This is a genomic window from Arthrobacter sp. HLT1-20 (assembly GCF_054510895.1).
The window spans coordinates 1-20,501 of the sequence record NZ_JBTNDR010000010.1 but is presented as its reverse complement, the minus strand read 5'-3'; the positions used below and the strand labels follow the sequence as shown (position 1 = coordinate 20,501).

Here is a 20,501-nt window from a genome sequence, read left to right as displayed (position 1 = left end):
CTTATTCAATGCCATCTACACAAGTGAAGTGAGAGAGATGACTGCCCAACTTAACGAGCAGGGAACCGCTGCGAAGGCCGGTGCCACAGGCCGCATTGCGCGCGTCATCGGCCCGGTTGTCGACGTCGAATTCCCGGCTGACGGCATTCCCGCCATTTACAATGCACTCACCACCGAGATCACTCTCAACGGTGAGACCAAGACCATCACCTTCGAAACCAGCCAGCACTTGGGAGACGGCCTCATCCGTGCCATCTCCTTGCAGGCCACCGACGGACTTGTCCGCGGTACCAGCGTGCAGGACTCGGGTTCACCGATCACCGTGCCTGTTGGCGACGGCGTCAAGGGCCACATCTTCAACGTTTTGGGCGAACCCCTGGACGTGAAGGAATCGGAGCTCACAATCTCCGAGCGCTGGCCCATCCACCGCAAGCCCCCGGCTTTTGCCAGCCTCGAAGGCTCCACGGAGATGCTCGAGACCGGTATCAAGTCCATTGACTTGCTCACCCCGTACATCAAGGGTGGAAAGATTGGTCTGTTCGGTGGTGCCGGTGTCGGTAAGACCGTTTTGATCCAGGAAATGATCACCCGTGTGGCCCGCAACTTCGGTGGTACCTCGGTATTCGCCGGTGTTGGCGAGCGTACCCGTGAAGGTAACGACCTCTGGGTTGAAATGGAAGAAGCAGGTGTTCTTAAGGACACCGCGCTGGTCTTCGGCCAGATGGATGAGCCGCCGGGAACGCGTCTTCGTGTTGCCCTGTCGGCACTGACCATGGCTGAGTACTTCCGCGACGTGCAGAACCAGGATGTGTTGCTCTTCATTGACAACATCTTCCGTTTCACACAGGCCGGTTCCGAAGTTTCCACACTGTTGGGCCGTATGCCTTCAGCTGTGGGTTACCAGCCCAACCTGGCCGATGAGATGGGTCTCCTGCAGGAGCGCATCACCTCGACCAAGGGTCACTCCATCACGTCCATGCAGGCCGTTTACGTGCCTGCTGATGACTACACGGACCCGGCCCCGGCCGCGACCTTCGCCCACTTGGATGCAACCACGGAACTTTCCCGTGAAATCGCTTCCCGTGGTCTGTACCCGGCCATCGATCCGTTGACGTCCACGTCACGCATCCTTGACCCGCAGTACGTTGGCCAGGCTCACTACGACACGGCTGTCCGTGTCAAGCAGATCCTGCAGAAGAACAAGGAACTTCAGGACATCATCGCGATCCTCGGTATCGATGAGCTCGGTGAAGAGGACAAGATCGTTGTATCGCGTGCTCGCCGTATCCAGCAGTTCCTGTCACAGAACACCTACACCGCCAAGCAGTTCACCGGCGTCGAAGGCTCCACGGTTTCCATTGCGGACACCATTGAAGGCTTCACCGCGATCTGCGACGGCGACGTCGACCACATTGCCGAGCAGGCGTTCTTCAACATCGGCGGCATGGATGATGTTGAGCGTCAGTGGGCTGCAATCCAGGAATCGACAAAGTAATCATGGCTAACCTCGAAGTTGAAATCGTAGCGGCTGACCACGCTGTTTGGTCTGGCGCAGCGACCCTTGTCAAGGGGTTTACCAGCGAGGGCGAGATCGGGATTCTTCCCGGCCACTCCCCGTTGCTCGCGGTTTTGGCGCCGGGCTTGCTGGAGATCGCACCCGTGGACGGCAGCCGTTTCTCGGTTGACGTTGACGGCGGCTTCTTCTCCGTTGACAGCAACCGGGTCGTGATCGTTGCTGATGGTGCCCGTCTCCACGAGGGCACGTCGGCAAACGCAGGGATTCGCTAGCAATCAATTGATGAACCAGTTGGGTTTTGCGTTCATCTCTCTGGCAGGAGTATTCCTGCTGGTAATAGTTTCATTGTGTCTGTTTGGGGTGCGCCGCATTGTTTTGCGGCGCACCTGGGGCACAGTCGACGCCTCCATTTCCACAGCGAACAATCGCTGGGCAATGGGGGTTTGTCGTTACCAGGAGTCGGACCTCGAGTGGGTTCGGCTTCTGTCGTTAAGTCCGCTCCCGGCCAAAACCATGAAGCGCAACAAGATTGTGCTGCTGGGTCGCCGCGAGCCCACCGAAAGCGAGCTGACACGCGTCCCGCCAGGGGTTGTCATCGTCATGCTCAACTATGAGGGCAAGGAGGTGCTGCTGGCCATGAAGTTTGCCGCCTACGCAGGCCTGTCCTCCTGGCTGGAAGCCGGCCCCCAGCCAGGTCCCGGCCGCTGGCACTAATATGGCCCTGCACCCCTGCCCGCCGGTGCACCCATGGAGCGTGGTGAATCAATGAATTGGTTTTACGGGCTGAGCCTGCTTGATGGCACGCTCCCCATAATTTCTTTGTTTCTGGGCGCCCTGGCCCTGCTTTTTCTTGTGCTGCGCCGCTCGCGCCCGTGGCTCCTGTTCGTGGCCATCACTGCAACGATTTCCCTGGTGGTGAGCGTGGTTGCCTGTTGGGCAGTGATCCACGTGCTGTATTGGTGGCCCGAAGACTTGCCCACGGCAGCTGTCCTCAACGTGGCCCTCATCATGTGGGTGCTGGTTTTGGGAAGCACGACGGCGTTTGCCGGCTTGCGGCGTCGCGGCGGCACCACGGCGGTGCGCCACCCGCAACGAACCACCGCCACCCGGCGTGCCCTGGCCGTCCTGGCCACGGCCACCGTGCTGGCCGCTGTGGGGCTGTCATTCAACACCACCTTTGGCCAATATCCCACTGTCAGCTCTCTGCTGCGCGCCGTTCCGGTGGAACAGGCGTCCGCCCTGCCTGCAGCCCAGCACAGCCCTGAAGCCCGTTTCATGACGGGCCCTGCCAGCAGGGGCTGGGAGAAGGCAGCAGGAACGCCAAGTGCCGGCTCAGTCTACTCCGTGCCCATACCCGGCAAATCCCGCGGCTTTGAGCCAAGGAACGCCATGGTGTACCTGCCGCCAGCCTATGCGGCAGCCTCGCGGCCTGTCCTGCCGGTCCTGATCCTTGTCAGTGGCCAGCCGGGTTCCCCTGAGTCATGGTTTCGTTCCACCGCACTCGTGGCCGAGCTTGACGCCTTTGCCGCAGCACACGGCGGTTTGGCCCCCATTGTGGTGGTCCCGGACCCCAATGGCAGCGATGGGGCAAACACCATGTGCATGAATTCAGCGCTGGGCCAGGCCGACGCTTATATGGCCAAGGATGTCCCCGCCTGGATCAAGGCCAATCTTGATGCCGACACCAACCCCGCCCACTGGGCCGTGGGCGGCTTCTCCTACGGCGGCACGTGTGCACTGCAGATGGTGACGCGCCACCCGGGAGTCTTTCACTCATTCGTGGCCATTTCACCGGAGCGGGAACCGGCCTTGGCTGCCAACCGGGCAGTCACCGTGCAGCGGGCCTTTCACGGCAACACTGCTGCCTTCGACGCCCAGTTGCCGCTGACGCTCATGGCTAAAAACCACTACCCGCACATCTCCGGCATGTTTGCCGTGGGGGACGCCGATGCGCTGTATTCTGCTAATGTGTCCGAACTTGTTGCCGCTGCCCGAAAAGCAGGCATGAATGCCCCATCCATAGCCTTCCCCGGCGGTCATTCCTGGGCGGTGGCCAACGCAGCCCTGCCGCAGGCGCTGTCCATGCTGGCGGGCAGGCTTGGCCTGCAATGACCACAGCAGCAACTCCCGGGCATCCGGGCGCCCCATCACGGGCCGTCAGCACCGCCCGCACGGTGATTTCTGCGCTGGGCAGAAGGATAAAACGTGTGCCATTTTCCGCCGGGATCATTGTTCTCTGCCTGGCGGCGCATTTCGCAGCGGGTGGCTTCATGGGCCGCCTGCCGGAATCCATCGCCATCGGCTGGGGATTTCAACTTTCTGACTTGTTGGGCGGGCAGTGGTGGAATGCCATCACCTCCATCATCCTGAGTTCCAGTACGGCGTCAATGCTGCTTGCCGTGGCCACCGTTGCGTTGCTGCTGGGTCTTGTCGAATCCACGCTGGGCACCAGGCGGACGGCTGCCCTGTTCATCGCTTCCCAACTGGCTGGCATTATCGTGTATTCAGCCATGGTGGGAGTGGGTAGCCGCGCGGGGCTTCAATGGCCGGCCGGCATGGTCCAGGCAACACTGCTGGGACCCTTCGCCGCATCGGTGGGTGCCCTCATGGCTGCCAGCCAAGCCATTAGTGTGCTGTGGCGACGGCGCCTTCGCGTGCTGGTGGTGGCGGGAGCCTTGATGCTCACCGTGTACGTGGGCCATGCGCAGCACATTTTCATCCTGGTGACTGCCCTGGCGGGCTTGATTCTGGGGAGGCTGCTGATTGCAGCCGTGGGACAGGGTGTTGTGCGCCGATCCACCAGCCGTGAAGTGCGGACCAACTTGGCCCTGGTGGTCGCTGTCCTTGCCATCGGCCCCGTGGCAGCCGCCGTGGCGCATGTGCCGGTGGGGCCGCTGGCAGTGCTGCGCGGCTGGATCACGAGCCAGAATCTGGGCGCGGCCCAGGCTAACTGCCCGCCAGGTGAGGGCGAGTGCCTTGCGGCGCTGCACAACATAGCCCTGCTGAGCTCCGGCGGCCATCTGCTGGCCTTGATGCCCATGGTGCTGTTGCTGGTTTGTGCGGAGGGACTGCGGCGCGGCAACCGGCTTGCCCTGTGGGCCGCCGTCTACCTGCACGTGGTCATTGGCGTGGTCTCCGCCATCTACTTTCAGGTGTTCGCGGGCTTCGGCCTGCCGCTGCGCCGCGGGCACAGGGCCCTGAGCATCAACGAATCGGTGTGGGAACTACTGCCGGTGGTGTTGGTGCCGCTGGTCATCGCAGCGCTTTTGGTCATCTACCGCCGGCATTTCTCCATTGACCCGGATCCGGCACTGCGCCGGCGTTCACTGGTGTTGTTGCCCCTGCTCCTGCTGGCCTTTGTGGGCCTCTACAGTGTGGCCTGGTTTGCCGAGGGGAATCTTTCCGGCCCCCACGGGATAGGGGGATTGGTGGCGAGCCTTCCTCGGATTGTGCTGCCCTATCCCTTCCCCTGGAGCTATGTGGCCGCCGTCTATCCACACGGCTTCTTTTCGTCCTTACTGTTTAGCATGGGCGGTCCCGTGCTGTGGCTGCTCAGTGCCTTCAGCATTTTGGCTGTCTTCCTGAGCAGACGCACGCAGGCGGGAGAGTCGGATGCCCGCCAGACCCAGCAGCTGGTGCGTTTGGGCGGGGACTCGCTGTCCTGGATGACGCTGTGGGCCAACAACCAGTACTGGTTCAACTCAACGGGAACCGTGGCCGTGGCCTACCAGGCCCACAACGGCGTGGCTGTCACCGTTGGTGGTCCGGTAGGGCTGGCCCAGGACTATGTACCTGCCATGGATGAGTTCTTGGATTTCTGTGCCGAGGAGTCATTGACGCCGTGTTTTTACTCCGTGACGCAGGCGCAGGCCAATCCCTTGCTGGAACGCGATTTTCGAAGCATTGTTGTTGCCCAGGAAACACTTCTCGATGTGCACACCATGAACTTCAAGGGCAAGGACTGGCAAAATGTGCGCACAGCCTTGAACAAGGCGGCCAAGTTGGGAGTCCGCCCGCTGTGGTGCAGCTATGGTGAACTCACATCCGCTCAACGCACGGCCGTGAATGAGATTTCCGAGGACTGGGTCTCCGCCCAGGCTCTGCCGGAACTTGGCTTCACCTTGGGCGGGCTTGAGGAACTCAAGAACGAGAATGTCCAGCTGTGCCTGGCCATCGACGATTCCGGCCACATTCACGCCGTAACTAGTTGGCTGCCGGTCTTTTCCAACGGCGAGGTGGTGAGCTGGACGCTTGACTTCATGCGCCGCAACTCGGAAGCCTTCAACGGTGTCATGGAGTACCTCATTGCCCAGGCCGTGAACCATTTTGCCGAAACCGTTGAGTACATCTCCCTTTCAGGCTCACCCTTGGCCAATAGCGAGGAGCAGGACAGCAGCCTGGGCCGCATTCTGGCCCTGTTGGCGCGCACCCTGGAGCCCGTCTACGGCTTTGCCTCGCTGGCCAACTTCAAACAGCGGTTCCAGCCACGCCATAGGCCCTTGTACTTGATGTACCAGGATCCGTTGTCCCTGCCTGCCATCGGCCGCGCCGTGGGCGAAGCTTATATGCCCAATGTTTCTGTACGGACCCTGGCCAAAGTGTTGCGCAAGCCATAAAGCACTAGCCCCCGGCATCATGCCGGGGGCTAGTGATCGTGCCAGAACTCTTGGGGCACGGAAGGACTAGAGGGTGGTGACACCTGTGGCCTGGGGGCCCTTGGTGCCTTGCCCCACCTCAAACTCGACCCGGGCGTTTTCATCCAAGGTCTTGAAGCCGCCGCTTTGGATTTCCGAGTAGTGAACAAAGACATCCGCCTCGGCATTATCCGGGGTGATGAAGCCGAAGCCCTTTTCAGCGTTGAACCACTTGACGGTACCCTGTGCCATACATTTTCTCCTTGTGATGACAACGCATATGTACTGCGTTGTGTAGTGCCTAGCTCTTGGCAGCTTGCCGAACTAGAGGCCGACCTCAGCATGGCATGAGTCACATGCCAGGTCAATGACGTGCACAAAAGAGACGCAAATATTAACGGATTCACTCACGCCCCGGCACGCATGACGCGCTGCAAGGTCAAGTCGGCATCCACTAGTTCAACCACGCCCCGGCACGCATGACGCGCTGCAAGGTCAAGTCGGCATCCACTAGTTCAACCACGCCCCGGCACGCATGACGCGCTGCAAGGTCAAGTCGGCATCCACTATCAAAAAATCCGCCCGCAGGCCGCGGCGCAGCGAGCCAACCTCGTCGGTCAGGCCCAGCACGGCGGCCGGGACCACTGTGGCGGACTTGAGTGCATCGGTGAACTTCACTCCGGCAGCTGTGGTGCGGCGGACTACATCGAGCAGGGTGGCCGTGCCCCCGGCGATGGACCCGGTGGCATCCAGGGTCGCCACGCCGTCGGTAACGCTCACAGGGGACGGGCCCAGCATGTACTGGCCATCCGCCAGCCCCGCTGCGGCCATCGAATCGGTGACCAGCACAATGTTGACGGCACCCACCAACTCAAACACTGTCTTGACCGTTTCCGGATCCAGGTGGGTGTTGTCGGCAACAAGCTCCACGGCAGCGTTCCCGGCCTTGGCAATGCGCAAGCACGCGGCCACAGGCCCGGGCGAGCGGTGGTGCATGGGAGGCATGCCGTTGAAAAGGTGAGTGACCGTGGGGCGGCCGGAAACGCCGTCGAACCCGGTGGAATCCAAACCTTCACGGGCCTGCTCCAGGGACTCGGCAGCCGTCGCCGTGTCGCAATCGGTGTGGCCCAGGGACGGTGTGATCCCGTGGCTTGTCATGAGGTCAACCAGCTCGGGCGCACCGAGGAGTTCGGGGGCGTACGTCATGGTGATGATGGTGCCGCGGCCGGCCTCGATCAGGGAACCCATGACCTCAAGGTCAGGTTCCAGCAGGAAGGCCGGATTCTGGGCGCCACAGCGCGCGTGGGAAAGGAAGGGGCCCTCCAGGTGAATGCCCGCAAGGAGCCCTTCATCGGTCATGTTGGCGTAGATGCCAATACCCTTGATGAGGTCTTCCGGGGAGGCTGTGACCATGCTGGCCAGCAAGGTGGTAGTCCCGGAGCGGTGCAGGAAATCCACGGCAATCCGTGCCGAGGCTTCGTCACCGCTGGGGAAATCGCCGCCATTGCCGCCGTGGTTATGGATGTCGATGAGGCCCGGAATGATGCGCTGGCCTGCGGGGAGGGAGATGATGTTGGCCGCGTCGAGGGAGTCTTGGCTGAAGTCGGGCTCGTCGAAGTGGTCGGCCCGCCCGGCATAGACAATCCTGTCACCTTCAATGGCGAGCAGTCCACCTTCAATGACGCCGTGGTCGGTAACTACGGCGCCTTGGATGAGGTATTTGGTGGACACGGGCGCAGGTTGGTGAGCAGTCATGGAACAAGTCTAGTCAGGTTGGGCAGCCGCCTGCCTAGAAGAGCCGTGATGCGCTGTCATCTACGCCGCGCATGGCGTCGTAATCAAGGGTCTTGCATTCAATGCCCCTGTCGGTGGCCAAAGTTTTGGCCTGCGGCTTGATTTGTTGGGCGGCGAAAATACCGCGCACGGGAGCCAGCAGCGGGTCCCGGTTGAGCAGTTCCAGGTAGCGGGTGAGCTGTTCGACGCCGTCAATGTCGCCGCGGCGTTTGAGTTCAATGGCCACGGTGGCGCCCTTGGCGTCGCGGGCCAGAATGTCCACGGGGCCAATGGCTGTGAAGTATTCACGGCGAATCAGTGTGAAACCATCGCCCAGCAATCCAATTTGTTCCGCCAGCAGGCGCTGCAGATCGGCTTCGACGCCGTCCTTGATCAGGCCCGGGTCCACACCAAGGTCGTGGCTGGAGTCGCTGATGTGCTCATAGATGTTGATGATGAGCCTGTCATCGGTCTTGCTCGACTGCACTATCCACTGGTCGATCACGCCGCTCTCCAGCTCGGCCTCGTCCGGGGTGAGCGTGCGCATGGTGGCCGGCGGGCTCATCCAGTTCAGCGGCTTGTAGGAGCCGCCGTCGGAGTGCACCAAGACGGAACCGTCGGCCTTGACCAACAGGAGCCGGACGGCAAGGGGAAGATGGGCTTTGAGGCGTCCGACGTAATCGACGGAGCACTTGGCAATCACTAAACGCACGCCCTCCACTGTAGCCGCTCGGCGCCGGTGGTGATGGCGGCCAGTCCGGCCGCTTCGCGCTCGCTGCGCCGGTGCGGCACAATGGAAACATGCCCCGTTCAAACCGTCCGCGCCGTCGTTCCGCTGCCCCCAAGGGTTGGGCGGAGCAGGAAGAACCGGATCTGGACAGGGCCCGGATGGGTGTTCCAGCTAGGGAATCGGCGCCCGACGGCCAGTGGGCGGTGCGTTCCATCACGGCAAGCAACGCGCAAAAGGCCTACACCTGCCCCGGCTGCCACCGTGCCGTCCAGCCCGGCATTGCCCACCTGGTGGTGTGGCAGGAGGATGCCATGTTTGGTGCCGAGGCCGGCCTGCGCGAGAGGCGGCACTGGCACAGCAATTGCTGGCGCGGACGCAGTTACAAGTACAGATAGGCTAGAGGACATGGTTTTTGACCCCGCATCCCACGACCTGGTCGACGTCCGCGCCGCCACCATTCTGCCCGCCATCAGGGAAGACATTGAGCTTTCAACGGCCGACGGCCTGACCCTGGTGGGGGAGTTGGCGTTGCCGGCCGACGGCGTGGTGAGGGCAACGTTGATCACCCTCCACCCGCTGCCCACCCACGGTGGCTTCATGGATTCCCACGTTTACAAGAAGGCCTCCTACCGCCTTCCCGCCATGGCCGGCATTGCCGTGCTGCGTTTCAACACCAGGGGCACTTCCTCCCCGCGGGGAACGAGCGGCGGAGTCTTCGAGGAAGGGCTGGGGGAGCGCCTGGACGTTGAGGCGGCCGTACAGTTTGCGGTGGACCGCGGCCTGCCCAACCGTTGGCTCGTGGGTTGGTCCTTTGGCACCGAGCTGGTGCTCAAATACGGCGCCGTATCCCCTGTGGCGGAATCGATTGAGGGTGCCGTGCTGCTCTCACCGCCGCTGCACAGGGCCACGGATGCGGATCTGGGTGCCTGGGCCAGCTACGGCAGGCCCCTAAGCGTCCTGGTGCCGGAATTTGATGACTATCTCCAGCCCGTGGCGGCCGCCGCCCGCTTCTCAGCGGTTCCCCAGGCGCAGCTGGTGGCTGTTGCTGGTGCCAAGCACCTCTGGGTGGGGGAGAAGTACGCAGCCCGCGCCCTGAATGAGATTGCCTCAGCGGTTTTGGGCAGTGCCGTGGACCTGCCGGGCCAATGGCATGAGACAGCAGCCCAGTAGTCGCGGCGGGGCCGTTGTGGCCGGTTAGTTCTTGTCCTGGCGGGCAATGAAGACTTCGCGGACCAGCAGCATGACGGCGGCGGCCGTGGGAATGGCTATCAAGGCTCCCAGCACGCCCAGCAGGCTGCCACCGGCAATGACGGAAATGACGGCGACGGCGCCGGGAACCGCCACGGCTTTTTGCATGATGCGCGGTGAGATGAAGTAGGCCTCGAACTGCAGGTAGGCCAGGTAGGCGATGGCATAGATCAGCGCCACCTGCCAGCCACCCGTCAGGCTCACGGCGATGACCACCACCGCCGCAATCATGCCGCCCACCAGCGGAATGAACGCCAGCAGGGCCACAACAAAGGTCAACAGGATGCTGAACGGCACGTTCAAGATGCTCATGACAATGAAAGCGAAGCTGGCGTTCAGGACGGCAACGCACACCTGTCCTATGACGTAGTTGCCCACCCCTCGGGTGATTTCCTCACTCAACTCCTCAACACGTGCCCGGCGGGAGCGAGGTGCCAAACGGTAACCCCACTTCTTGATCCCAGGCAGGGAAGCCAGGAAGTACAGGCTCAAGACCAGCACAATCAAGGTGCCAAAGAGGGCGTTGGCAATGGTGGTGCCAACACCAACCACACCGCCAAAGATGCCGCCCACTGCCTGGGCGTCCTGGAAGAATTTGGCAACCTGGGCGTTGATGGTGTCCAGCACGTGATACTGGACGTCGAGCTGCTTGAAGAACTCGGAATTCAAGAAGTCCGTGATCCAGCCGGGGGCCTTGTTCACCAGTTGGGTTGTCTGCTGGATGATGGTGGGAATCAGGGTGGCGAAGAAGATGGCCACCAGCCCCAGCAGGGCGCCCAGGACCAAAACGATGCCCAGCGGACGTGGCACGCTGCGCCGCTCCAGCCAACGGACCACCGGGTCAAGCCCCAAGGCGATGAACAGGGCCGTGACGATCCACAGCAGCAGCGACTGGGTGTTGGCGAGCATGTAGCTAAGGAACAAGGCGATGCCCACGCCAATGGTGCCCATGAAGCCGAAGTAGATGGGCTTGCCCAAGAAACTGGCGCCAGTTGCGCCATCAGCCGTGGCAGCGGTGGCCTTGTTGTGCCCCTCCAGATTGGTCTCGGCCGGCAGATCAAAGCGCACCCGGGGCTGGGCGCCCGGGATCGGCTTGAGAACCTTTTTTGCCACCCATTCCCGCCATCCCTCGTGGGGGATCGCGCCGCTGGCCGCAGCGGCAGCCGCAGCGGCAGCCACCGGTGCCGGCGGCCCCGACGGGGACGAATCGGGGCCGGAATGAGCGGCCGTGGCAGGGCTGGGGCTGCCTTGTTCAGGGATGGCGCCGTCCGCGGGGACGGGGCCTGTTGCGCTTGATTCAGGGGACGAACTCACGGGTATTGCCTTCACATCCGGTATTTTGCGGATGGTTGGCTCCGCACCACAATAGTGACTCGAGAGTATCAGCGCGGCCCGGAACTGGGGGCATGCGGGCAGTGAAATAACGTGAGATTCGTCAATTGGGCATGCCCATAAGATAACGGTTCGGTTACCCTAGAAGGAACGTTCACAGTAGTGTTCCGCCGATGTTAGGTAAGTTCTTGCGTTCAAAAATTGCAATTGTCCTGGCTATTTTGGGTTTGTTGGTGTTGGGTTCCGGCATTGGCCAGCGCACCATCTGGCTCCCTCCCGCCATGTTGACAGCGGCCACACCCGCTGATCTTGGCGCAACGCCGCTGACAGTCATCAGCCCACAGATGCTCAAGACCCGCGACGGTCAGTTCACCCTCACTGTCAAGAGTGATGGCCCCATCCAGCTCGCTGTGGCGCGGGAGCGCGACATCATTGGCTGGATCGGCGACGCCGCTTACACGCAGGTGGACGGTGCCAATGACGATTTCAGCGCCCTGACCACGCAGAACAAGGCAGGATCGGCCACTGTGCCTAATCCTGCTGGTTCGGACATGTGGGTCAGTGAGGAGAAGGGCACAGGAGAGTTGACCTACACGTGGCAGGCTCCGGGACATGGTGACTGGGCCCTGCTGCTCTCCTCCGACGGCACGGCGCCTGCGCCCACAAATATTTCCATGACGGTTGACAATGAGGCCGGCACCCCCTGGGCGGTGCCATTGATGATTCTGGGCTCCGCCATGCTGGCGGCAGCTGCCTTGTTGTTCCTGATTGCACCCCGGAAGCCCAAGAGCGGCGTCCCTGCCCCTGTTGGCCGACGCGCGGCAGGCAAGGCCCCGGCCGACCCCGCCACGGGCGCCTTGGAAGTCGAGCAGCTTGTGGCAGCCCGTGTGGCCGCCAAGGCCGCTGGCGCTGCTGACAAGGCGGCCCCGGCCACCATCGCCGAAGCCAAGAACGCCGAGAAGCCAGTTGAGGACACCAAGGCAGCCAAGGAAACCCCGGCCCCGGCCTTTGTCAGCGACGCCACATCAGCATTGCCGGCTGTCCTGCAGCCCACAGCCGCCCAGACGCCAGATGCCAATAATGCCGGCTCCGCGGACAAGACGGCTGCCGAGAACGAGGCAGCCGGCGATGACGAGAATGACGACGACAAGGGCGCATCGGCGTCGGAGCAGGATACTGAGGTGACCGACGCCAAGAAGGACGCCACGAACGACGCCAAGAAAAAGGGCAAGGCTGATTTCTTGGCCGGCTCACCCGATGAGCTGGGGGCACCCCGCACCCTGCGGAAAACCATGAACCACAAGGGCCGCTGGGGCGCAGCCCTGGCCGTGGTCCTGGTGGCGGGAGGTGTTGGCCCGGCCGTGGCCGAGGACGCCACCACGGCTCCCGCCACTCCGGCTGCCACCAGCTCCGCCCAGAGCGCTGCGCCCAGTGCCGACGCGAACACACCCGGCTTCCCGTCACTTTTGGACAGCCAGGTCCAGCGCATTGCCGCCGCCGTGGCCACCGTGGTTGCCTCGGGGGACAACGCCAAGAACGCCAAGGAACTTCAGCCGCGTGTCACGGGCATGGCCTTGGACGTTCGCACAGCCAACTACAAGATTCGTTCCCAGGTTGCCAGTGCCCCGGCGCCGGAACCCGTCAGCGCAACACAACTGCTGGCCAAGGTTGTCACCACCACCGAGACCTGGCCGCGGTCGGCCATGTTTGTCACCAAGGGTGAGAACAACGCGCTACCGCAGCTGCTGACCCTGGTCCAGCAGAGCCCACGCGAAAACTACAAGCTGATCAAGGCCACGCCCTTATTGCCGGGACAGACTTTTCCCACTGTGGACAAGGAAGGTACCAAGGACGTGGCAGTTGACGAGAGCGCCGGCTTGAAAATGAGCCCCAAGGACGCCATCGCGGCGCTCAGCGACCGTTTGACCAAGGCTGACAGCAAGTTCAAGGATTCCTTCAACGACAGCGTCTACATCACGAGCGTTCTTGACGCGCAGAAGAAGATTCTCGCCGACGCCGACGACGCCACCAACGTCTTCAGCCACACGGCGAATCTGGAGTCAACCGTTGCCATGCGCACAGCCGACGGCGGCGCCATGGTGGTTGTTGGCTACACCTTCGGCATTGATGCAACGTCCAAGGAGGATGCAACGCTCACCGTTCCCGCCGACGCAGCAGTGTTCACGGGCGGCAAGGAGACTACCAAGGGCTTCACCTTGAGCTACGCGGAACCTGTTGTCATGTACATCCCGCCGGCCTCCGGGGACGGAAAAATTACGCTACTGTCAGCAACCCGGGATCTTGTGGGCGGCAAGTTCAAGTAGACCGGGGGTTGGCACGGCAAAGTTTCACCCGCGGCGAGATCTCGAAAAAGTCGCGGGCCAGCACAGTTAGAGTGAGTTCATGAGTCAAAATAGCCCCATGGCACCCAACGGAGCGCCCGGGATCAACCTGCGCGGCGCCGTCGACCTTTCAGCCTTGAAGAACCGGGCAACGGCTGCCCCGTCAACGCCATCGCCGTACGCGGTTGATGTCAATGAGCAAAGCTTCCAGGAACTTGTCCAGCTGTCCTCCAAGGTGCCCGTTGTGGTGCTGCTGGGATCTGCCCGCTCACACCAGTCCTCGGTGGTGACCGGTGTGCTGGAGGCGATTGTCAACGAGTACGGCGGCCAGCTTGCCCTGGGCCGGGTGGATGTTGATTCCAGCCCGCAGATTGCGCAGGCGTTTGGTGTCACAGCAGTGCCCACTGTGGTGGCCCTGATCAAGGGGCAGCCGGTGCCCATGTTTGAAGGTGAGTTGCCGCAGGAGCAGATCAAGGAGTTCTTCACCGAACTGCTCAAGGTCGCTGCCAGCAACGGCGTCACAGGAAACCTGGGTGGCGCCAAGGACCCGGAAGCCCCTGCCGAGCCGCCGCTGCCGCCGCTGCACCAGGCCGCTCGCGACGCCATCGACGCCGGTGACCTGGCGCTGGCCCAGGCCAGTTATGAGAAGGCGCTGGCTGAAATGCCGTCCGACGCCGCCGCGAAGGTTGGCTTGGCGCAGGTTCTCCTCATGCGCCGCACAGCCGAGCTGAATGTTGCCGACGCCGAGGCGCTGCGGGCCCGCGCGGCCGGGGACCCGGACGATCTCGAGGCGGCCCTGGCGGTGGCAGACCTGGATGTCACGGGCGGCCACGTTGAGGACGCATTTGCCCGCATTGTGAAGTTCATTGGCACCCACTTTGGCCCCGAACGGGACACGGCCCGGGTGCGTCTGCTGGAGCTCTATGACGCCATTGGTGTTGGCGACCCCCGAGTGTCCGCCTCACGCCAGGCACTGGCTCGGGCCTTGTTCTAAGCCTGCGACGGTCAAGGAAGCTCCAGGCTTTGCCGCCCCGTCAGGGGAGGCAAGGGCTGGAGTTTTTTTGCGCCGTCGGGGTCCGCACGTGGCGCCAATCTCATCCTTTGGGATGCCCCGCCCGCATGATCGGCATTGTTAGGGTGTGCCTATGAGCAACTCTTTTGAGCAAGCAAAGGAAACAGGGCTGCCGCCGGCCCTTTCCATCCGTGGCCTGAGCAAGCGTTTCGGCAATAAGGTTGCCGTCGACGGCATTGACCTTGACGTCCCTGCCGGGTCCTTTTACGGACTGGTGGGACCCAATGGCGCTGGCAAGACAACCTCCCTGTCCATGGCAACGGGCCTCCTGCGTCCGGATGCGGGGCAGGTTTGGGTGCACGGGGTGGATGTGTGGCGCCAGCCGCTGGAGTCCAAACGCCTCATGGGTCTGCTGCCCGACGGCGTGCGGCTCTTCGACCGCCTCAGCGGCGAGCAGCTCGTCAGTTACGCCGGCTTGTTGCGCGGCATGGACAAGGACACAGTGGCCTCCCGGGTCAAAGATCTGCTCTCCGCCCTGGACCTGAGCCGCGATGCCGGGACCCTTGTGGTTGACTATTCCGCCGGCATGACCAAGAAGATTGCCCTGGCGGCGGCCCTGATCCATGCCCCGAAACTTCTCGTGCTAGATGAACCCTTTGAATCAGTGGACCCGGTCTCCGCCGCCAACATCCGCGACATTTTGCACGACTACGTCAACTCCGGCGGCACCGTCATAGTCTCCAGCCATGTCATGGACCTGGTGCAGCGCATGTGCGACCACGTTGCCGTCATTGCCGCCGGCCGGGTGTTGGCCGCCGGCACTGTCGATGAGGTCCGTGGCAGCCAGAGCCTGGAAGAAAAATTCGTTGAGCTTGTGGGCGGACGCAAGGAGAATACGGGGTTGTCATGGTTGCGCACCTCATAGGACTGAAGCTGGCCCTGCTGCGCAACTCGCTCAAGCGCAGCCCCTGGCAGCTGGTGGGGCTCATCATCGGCGGCCTGTACGGCCTGGGCGTGCTGGCCATGAGCCTGGTGGGGCTGGCCGCCCTGGGTGCTGGCGACGCCGAACTCGTCGGCACTGTGCTCACACTGGCCGGGGCGGCCCTGGTGCTGGGGTGGCTGGTCATTCCGGTGGTTGCCGCCGGCCTGGACATGACCCTTGACCCCGCACGCTTCACCACCTATGCCATCCCCATGAGGTCAATGCTCATGGGCCTGCTGTTGGCGAGCTTCATTGGCATTCCCGGGGCCATCACGCTCCTTGCCTCACTGGGAACGGCCATTGCCTGGTGGCGCCATCCCCTCGCGGCGCTGGCTGCGCTGCTGTGCGGCGTGCTGGGTGCCGTGACCTGCATTGTGGCCTCGCGGGCCATCACGGCAGCCAGCACCAGCCTGGCCTCCTCGCGACGCTTCAAGGATGCCAGTGGCATTGTGCTGCTGGTGCCCTTGATGTTCATGGGACCCATCATCAGCGGTGTCAGCTCGGGCGTCGGTGACTTCAAGGAGTACCTGCCGGCCTTGGCGCAGACGGTCTCCTGGACTCCCTTGGGGGCTGTTTGGTCTGTTCCCGCCGCCGTTGCCGCCGGTTCCTACGGTACTGCGGGACTCAAGCTCCTCATCGCCGTGGCGAGCATCGGCGCCCTGACCTGGATTTGGCAGGCATGCCTGGGCAGGGCCCTGGTGACGCCGGCGTTCGCCGGCGGGGGACGGAAGGCGGGGGGCAAGATGGGATTCTTCACCTGGTTCCCGGCCACTCCCACGGGGGCCGTGGCAGCACGCTGCCTCACCTACTGGTTCCGGGATCCGCGCTACAGCGCGGGCCTACTCATTGCACCCTTGCTACCGTTAATTTTTGTGTTTGCAGGGTCCCAGACGGCCAGCGAAACGGGCGGCCCGCAGTCCCTGGGGATTGCGCTGGGGCTGGGCGGTGCCCTTGCCGCCTACCTGGTGGTGTGGTCCATCAGCTCCGATATTTCCTATGACAACACTGCCTTTGCCCTGCACATTGCCACGGGGGTGTCCGGGACTGCCGACAGGAGCGGACGGGCACTGGCTGCGGCGGTCCTGGCCCTGCCGCTGGGTCTCTTGTACGCCGTCGTCGGGGCAGTGCTGGCCCAGGATCCGGGCCAGCTGCTGGCAACCGTGGGCCTGGTCTTGGGCGTGGTGGGCTCCGGGCTTGGCCTGGCCAGCGTGTTCTCGGCCCGATTCACCATGAGCGTGCCGCTGCCCGGGGAGAGCCCCATGAAGACGCGGCCCGGAAACGGCCTGTCCTCGGTCCTGATTCAAATGGGCGGGTTTGTGGGTTTGGGTGTCCTGGTCCTGCCGGAGCTCATTCTTGCCATCATTGCCATGGTGACCGGGCAGCTGCTGTTCGCCTGGCTGGCCCTGGCCGTGGGGATCATCCTCGGCGCCGTGTTCCTGGTGGTGGGGATCCGCCAGGGAGCTGCCGCCTTCAACCAGCGGGCCCCCGAGTTGTTGCTTGCTGTGTCGGTGGACCGTTAACGGAACAGCAGCAGTAATAGCTAAGGTTAGAATCGGCAGATTAGCGTCGAATGAGAATTGCACAGGCACATAGGTGTCGTGAAAGGAAGCGTGTTTCATGGAGGTCATCATCCTCCCCAGCAGTAAAGAAATTGGTGCCTTGGCCGCGGACGCCATTGAGGCCCTGATTCGCCAGAAGCCCAATGCTGTCCTTGGCCTGGCCACGGGCTCCTCGCCGCTGCCGATTTACGACGAGTTGGCACGACGCCACGATGAAGACGGCCTGAACTTTGAACAGGTCAGCGGCTTTGCCCTGGATGAGTACGTGGGTCTGCCAGTTGGCCACTACGAGTCCTACCGCGAGGTGATCCGCCGCGAGTTCACCAACCGCGTGGACGTGGCAGCGGACAACGTGCACGGCCCGGACGGTGCCGCCGAGGACATCGCAGGCGCCTGCCAGGGCTACGAGGACGCCATCAAGGCTGCCGGTGGCATCGACCTGCAAATCCTGGGTGTTGGCACCAACGGCCACATCGGTTTCAACGAGCCCGGTTCTTCGCTGGCGTCGCGGACCCGGATCAAGACCCTCGCCGAGCAGACACGCCAGGACAACGCGCGTTTCTTCGATCATTTGGACCAGGTTCCCCACCACGTGGTGACCCAGGGCTTGGGCACCATCATGGATGCCCGCCACCTGGTCCTGGTTGCCTCCGGTGCCGGCAAGGCTGACGCGGTCCGCGACTTTGTGGAAGGGCCGGTCACGGCTTCCTGCCCGGCATCGATCCTGCAGTTCCACGCTCGCGCCACAGTCATTATTGACGAGGCCGCGGCATCAAAGCTTGCCGGTGCATCCACGTACCGCCACGCTTATGAGAACAAACCGTCCTGGCAGGGCGTCTAGCAAGCGCGGCGACCTAAAGCAGGGGTCCAAGCGGCAAGACCCGCGGCGGGGAGGGAAGTTAATCACATAACGTCCCTCCCCGCCGCATCTCTTTTCCACACGCTATCGCAGCAATGGCTGGATATTCGGCGACGCTAGCGCAGCTGCCACGCAATCCGTGCTCCGGGGTGGAAGCGAATGGTTCGTCGATTTCTCAATTCGGTGGTGGCTTCGGTGAGTCGCGGACGCGGAGCCGCTAGAATGGTCTTTATGAGTTTGCCTCCAGACCCCTTCGAAAACCAGCCCATGGGAAATCCTGAGCGCAGCGGTGGTTCCACCGCTGTGATCGAGCGTCAGGAACTGCGCCAGGAAGTTGAACCCGGCGACAGCGAGCGGTTCTCGCACTACGTTCGCAAGGAAAAGATCATGGAATCGGCCATGACAGGCGATCCCGTTGTGGCCCTGTGTGGCAAGGTGTGGACCCCCGGCCGGGATCCGCAGAAGTTCCCGGTCTGCCCCGACTGTAAGGCCATTTACGATGGCTTGAAGCCCGAGGGCGGCAAGGGCAAAGGCCCGAAGGAACCCAAGAAGTAACGTGGGATGACCCAAAAAGTTTGAGTGCGGCCGCATGGCCGCTGTTTCACCGTGCCCGCTTCCGGGCGCGGGGCAATGATTAGAAGTAACTTGAGGATGGCGGAGTATTCGTGACGGAAACATTGTTTGGTGGCCCGTCGCTGCCTCCGGCCTACCCTGAGCGTGCCGCCTGGGGAACGGCCCAAAAACTCCGTGCCTGGCAGAGCGAAGCCATGGAGAAGTACTTTGCCCAGAACCCCAGGGACTTCCTCGCCGTGGCAACACCCGGCGCAGGCAAGACCACCTTCGCCCTGCACATTGCCACCCAGCTGATGGCCCGCGGATCCATCAATAGGGTCACCATCGTCACCCCCACCGACCACCTCAAACGCCAGTGGGCGGATGCCGCGGCCAAGGTGGGCATTGCGATTGACCCGAATTTCAAGAATGCGGATGGTCGCCACGGCAAGGGCTTTGTGGGTGTTGCCGTGACGTACGCCCAGGTGGCCAGTAAGCCCATGCTGCACCGGGCCAAGACCGAGGCGGCCCGGACCCTTGTCATCATGGATGAAATCCACCACGGCGGCGACGCCCTGAGCTGGGGCGACGGCATCCGGGAGGCCTTTGACCCGGCAGCACGCCGCCTGGCCCTGACGGGTACGCCGTTCCGTTCCGACACGGCCGCGATCCCCTTTGTGGAGTATGCGGAGGACCGCGACGGCATCCGCCGCTCCAAAGCCGACTACACCTACGGCTATGGCGAAGCCCTCAAGGACCACGTGGTCCGCCCCGTCATGTTCATGGCGTATTCGGGCCAGATGCGCTGGCGCACGAGTGCTGGTGAGGAAATGGCCGCGAGCCTCGGTGAGGCGACCACGAAGGACATCACCTCCCAGGCCTGGCGCACAGCGCTGAACCCGGCGGGGGAGTGGATTCCGGCGGTGCTGGCTGCCGCGGACAAGCGCCTGACCGAAGTGCGCCGCGCCGTGCCCGACGCCGGCGGGCTGGTCATTGCCACCGACCACGAGGACGCCCGCGCCTACGCAGAGCAGTTGAAGAAGATCACTGGCGATTCCCCCACAGTCATCTTGTCCGACGATGCCAAGGCCTCCGACAAGATCGACGCGTTTTCGGCAGGGGACAAGCGCTGGATGGTTGCCGTGCGCATGGTGTCCGAAGGTGTTGACGTGCCGCGCCTGGCCGTTGGCGTGTACGCAACCTCCACTGCCACCCCCTTGTTCTTTGCCCAGGCCGTGGGCCGCTTTGTGCGTGCCCGCAAAAGGGGGGAAACGGCGTCGATCTTCCTGCCCTCCGTGCCAAACCTGATGGAACTGGCCAACCAGCTGGAGCTGGAACGTGACCACGCCCTGGACCGCCCGGACAAGGATCCTGATGGTTTCATCGAGGAAGACGCCGAGATGGAGGAGGCCAACCGCGAGGAAAAGGCCTCCGATACCTTGGAGAAGTTCAAGTTCGAGGCGCTGGAATCCCAGGCCTCCTTTGACCGTGTCTTGTTCGACGGCGGCGAATTTGGCACCGGCGGCGCGATCGGCAGTGACGACGAGATGGACTTCCTGGGCATTCCGGGCCTGCTCGACGCCGACCAGATGGGCGTCCTGCTGCGCCAGCGCCAGGCCGATCAACAAACACGGCGCCGCAAAAAGGCCCCCGCAGCGGAGCCCGAGGCGCCACCCCTGATCGACCACAGGATGCTGATGGACCTGCGCAACGAGCTGGCCAAAAACGTCTCCGCATGGAGTGCCCGCTCCGGGATGCCGCACGGCATGGTCCACAGCGAACTGCGCCGCATCTGTGGCGGACCGGCAGTGGCCCAGGCCAACGAATCCCAATTGCAGACCCGGATGAAGAAGCTCCAGGACTGGTTCATCGGCCGCAAATAACGGCTCATTCAGCGAGGGCGTGCGGGGAAAAAAACAGGGAAAGGGAGACGTTCTCACTCCCCCTCTTCTTTTCCTCCCC

At 63.0% G+C, this 20,501-nt stretch carries 18 protein-coding genes; 14 read left to right on the top strand and 4 right to left on the bottom strand.

Translation table 11 applies throughout. The features are described 5' to 3' along the window. Positions 1–37: 37 nt before the first annotated feature. The 5 genes from atpD to ACX80Q_RS07495 all read left to right on the top strand — a co-directional run bounded on the left by atpD (position 38) and on the right by ACX80Q_RS07495 (position 6,132). Entirely contained in the window at positions 38–1,495 is a 1,458-nt protein-coding gene (atpD, locus tag ACX80Q_RS07515; RefSeq protein ID WP_459329909.1) for a F0F1 ATP synthase subunit beta, read from the top strand. 2 nt (positions 1,496–1,497) lie between these two features. Continuing rightward, the gene (locus tag ACX80Q_RS07510) at positions 1,498–1,788 is read left to right on the top strand and encodes a F0F1 ATP synthase subunit epsilon (RefSeq protein WP_459329908.1); all 291 of its coding nucleotides are present in this window, start codon (positions 1,498–1,500) and stop codon (positions 1,786–1,788) included. A gap of 10 nt (positions 1,789–1,798) precedes the next feature. Beyond that, positions 1,799–2,230, top strand: a complete 432-nt coding sequence (locus ACX80Q_RS07505; protein WP_459329907.1) for a DUF2550 domain-containing protein — start codon at positions 1,799–1,801, stop codon at positions 2,228–2,230. A gap of 51 nt (positions 2,231–2,281) precedes the next feature. After that, entirely contained in the window at positions 2,282–3,628 is a 1,347-nt protein-coding gene (locus tag ACX80Q_RS07500; RefSeq protein ID WP_459329906.1) for an alpha/beta hydrolase, read from the top strand. Positions 3,629–3,723: 95 nt separating this feature from the next. Continuing rightward, positions 3,724–6,132 (top strand): phosphatidylglycerol lysyltransferase domain-containing protein, encoded by a 2,409-nt coding sequence (locus tag ACX80Q_RS07495; RefSeq protein ID WP_459329905.1) that lies wholly within the window; start codon positions 3,724–3,726, stop codon positions 6,130–6,132. A gap of 66 nt (positions 6,133–6,198) precedes the next feature. Here the strand turns inward: ACX80Q_RS07495 and ACX80Q_RS07490 are convergent, their stop codons facing one another. From ACX80Q_RS07490 to nucS, 3 genes are all read right to left on the bottom strand, one after another. Next, on the bottom strand, positions 6,199–6,402 hold the full coding sequence (locus tag ACX80Q_RS07490; protein ID WP_459329904.1) for a cold-shock protein: 204 nt from the start codon (positions 6,400–6,402) through the stop codon (positions 6,199–6,201). A gap of 258 nt (positions 6,403–6,660) precedes the next feature. Further along, complete coding sequence (locus ACX80Q_RS07485) at positions 6,661–7,905, bottom strand: N-acetylglucosamine-6-phosphate deacetylase (protein WP_459329903.1); 1,245 nt, start codon at positions 7,903–7,905, stop codon at positions 6,661–6,663. A gap of 34 nt (positions 7,906–7,939) precedes the next feature. Next, entirely contained in the window at positions 7,940–8,635 is a 696-nt protein-coding gene (gene nucS, locus ACX80Q_RS07480; RefSeq protein ID WP_459329902.1) for an endonuclease NucS, read from the bottom strand. Between the two features lie 89 nt (positions 8,636–8,724). Between nucS and ACX80Q_RS07475 the strand changes: the two genes are divergently transcribed. Together ACX80Q_RS07475 and ACX80Q_RS07470 are read left to right on the top strand one after the other, a co-directional pair. Next, a complete protein-coding gene (locus ACX80Q_RS07475; protein WP_459329901.1) occupies positions 8,725–9,048 on the top strand; it encodes a hypothetical protein in 324 nt (107 codons plus the stop codon). A gap of 10 nt (positions 9,049–9,058) precedes the next feature. After that, the gene (locus ACX80Q_RS07470; RefSeq protein WP_459329900.1) at positions 9,059–9,823 is read left to right on the top strand and encodes an alpha/beta hydrolase; all 765 of its coding nucleotides are present in this window, start codon (positions 9,059–9,061) and stop codon (positions 9,821–9,823) included. Between the two features lie 24 nt (positions 9,824–9,847). On the opposite strand, the gene ACX80Q_RS07465 is transcribed toward ACX80Q_RS07470, so the two are convergent. Further along, entirely contained in the window at positions 9,848–11,215 is a 1,368-nt protein-coding gene (locus tag ACX80Q_RS07465) for an AI-2E family transporter (RefSeq protein ID WP_459329899.1), read from the bottom strand. Between the two features lie 206 nt (positions 11,216–11,421). Here ACX80Q_RS07465 and ACX80Q_RS07460 point away from each other — a divergent pair, with 206 nt between their 5' ends. The 7 genes from ACX80Q_RS07460 to ACX80Q_RS07430 all read left to right on the top strand — a co-directional run bounded on the left by ACX80Q_RS07460 (position 11,422) and on the right by ACX80Q_RS07430 (position 20,422). Then, on the top strand, positions 11,422–13,557 hold the full coding sequence (locus ACX80Q_RS07460) for a hypothetical protein (RefSeq protein WP_459329898.1): 2,136 nt from the start codon (positions 11,422–11,424) through the stop codon (positions 13,555–13,557). A 79-nt stretch (positions 13,558–13,636) separates the two neighbouring features. Continuing rightward, a complete protein-coding gene (locus tag ACX80Q_RS07455; RefSeq protein ID WP_459329897.1) occupies positions 13,637–14,569 on the top strand; it encodes a co-chaperone YbbN in 933 nt (310 codons plus the stop codon). A gap of 151 nt (positions 14,570–14,720) precedes the next feature. Further along, positions 14,721–15,512 carry an ABC transporter ATP-binding protein gene (locus tag ACX80Q_RS07450; RefSeq protein WP_459329896.1) on the top strand — a complete coding sequence of 264 codons (792 nt, stop codon included), beginning with the start codon at positions 14,721–14,723 and terminating at the stop codon, positions 15,510–15,512. Continuing rightward, complete coding sequence (locus ACX80Q_RS07445) at positions 15,494–17,089, top strand: transporter (protein WP_459329895.1); 1,596 nt, start codon at positions 15,494–15,496, stop codon at positions 17,087–17,089. Before ACX80Q_RS07450 ends, ACX80Q_RS07445 begins: the two co-directional genes overlap by 19 nt. Positions 17,090–17,186: 97 nt before the next feature. Continuing rightward, on the top strand, positions 17,187–17,969 hold the full coding sequence (gene nagB, locus ACX80Q_RS07440; protein WP_459329894.1) for a glucosamine-6-phosphate deaminase: 783 nt from the start codon (positions 17,187–17,189) through the stop codon (positions 17,967–17,969). Positions 17,970–18,209: 240 nt separating this feature from the next. Continuing rightward, positions 18,210–18,542, top strand: a complete 333-nt coding sequence (locus tag ACX80Q_RS07435; protein WP_459329893.1) for a DUF3039 domain-containing protein — start codon at positions 18,210–18,212, stop codon at positions 18,540–18,542. 110 nt (positions 18,543–18,652) lie between these two features. Then, on the top strand, positions 18,653–20,422 hold the full coding sequence (locus ACX80Q_RS07430; RefSeq protein WP_459329892.1) for a DEAD/DEAH box helicase: 1,770 nt from the start codon (positions 18,653–18,655) through the stop codon (positions 20,420–20,422). Positions 20,423–20,501 lie beyond the last annotated feature (79 nt).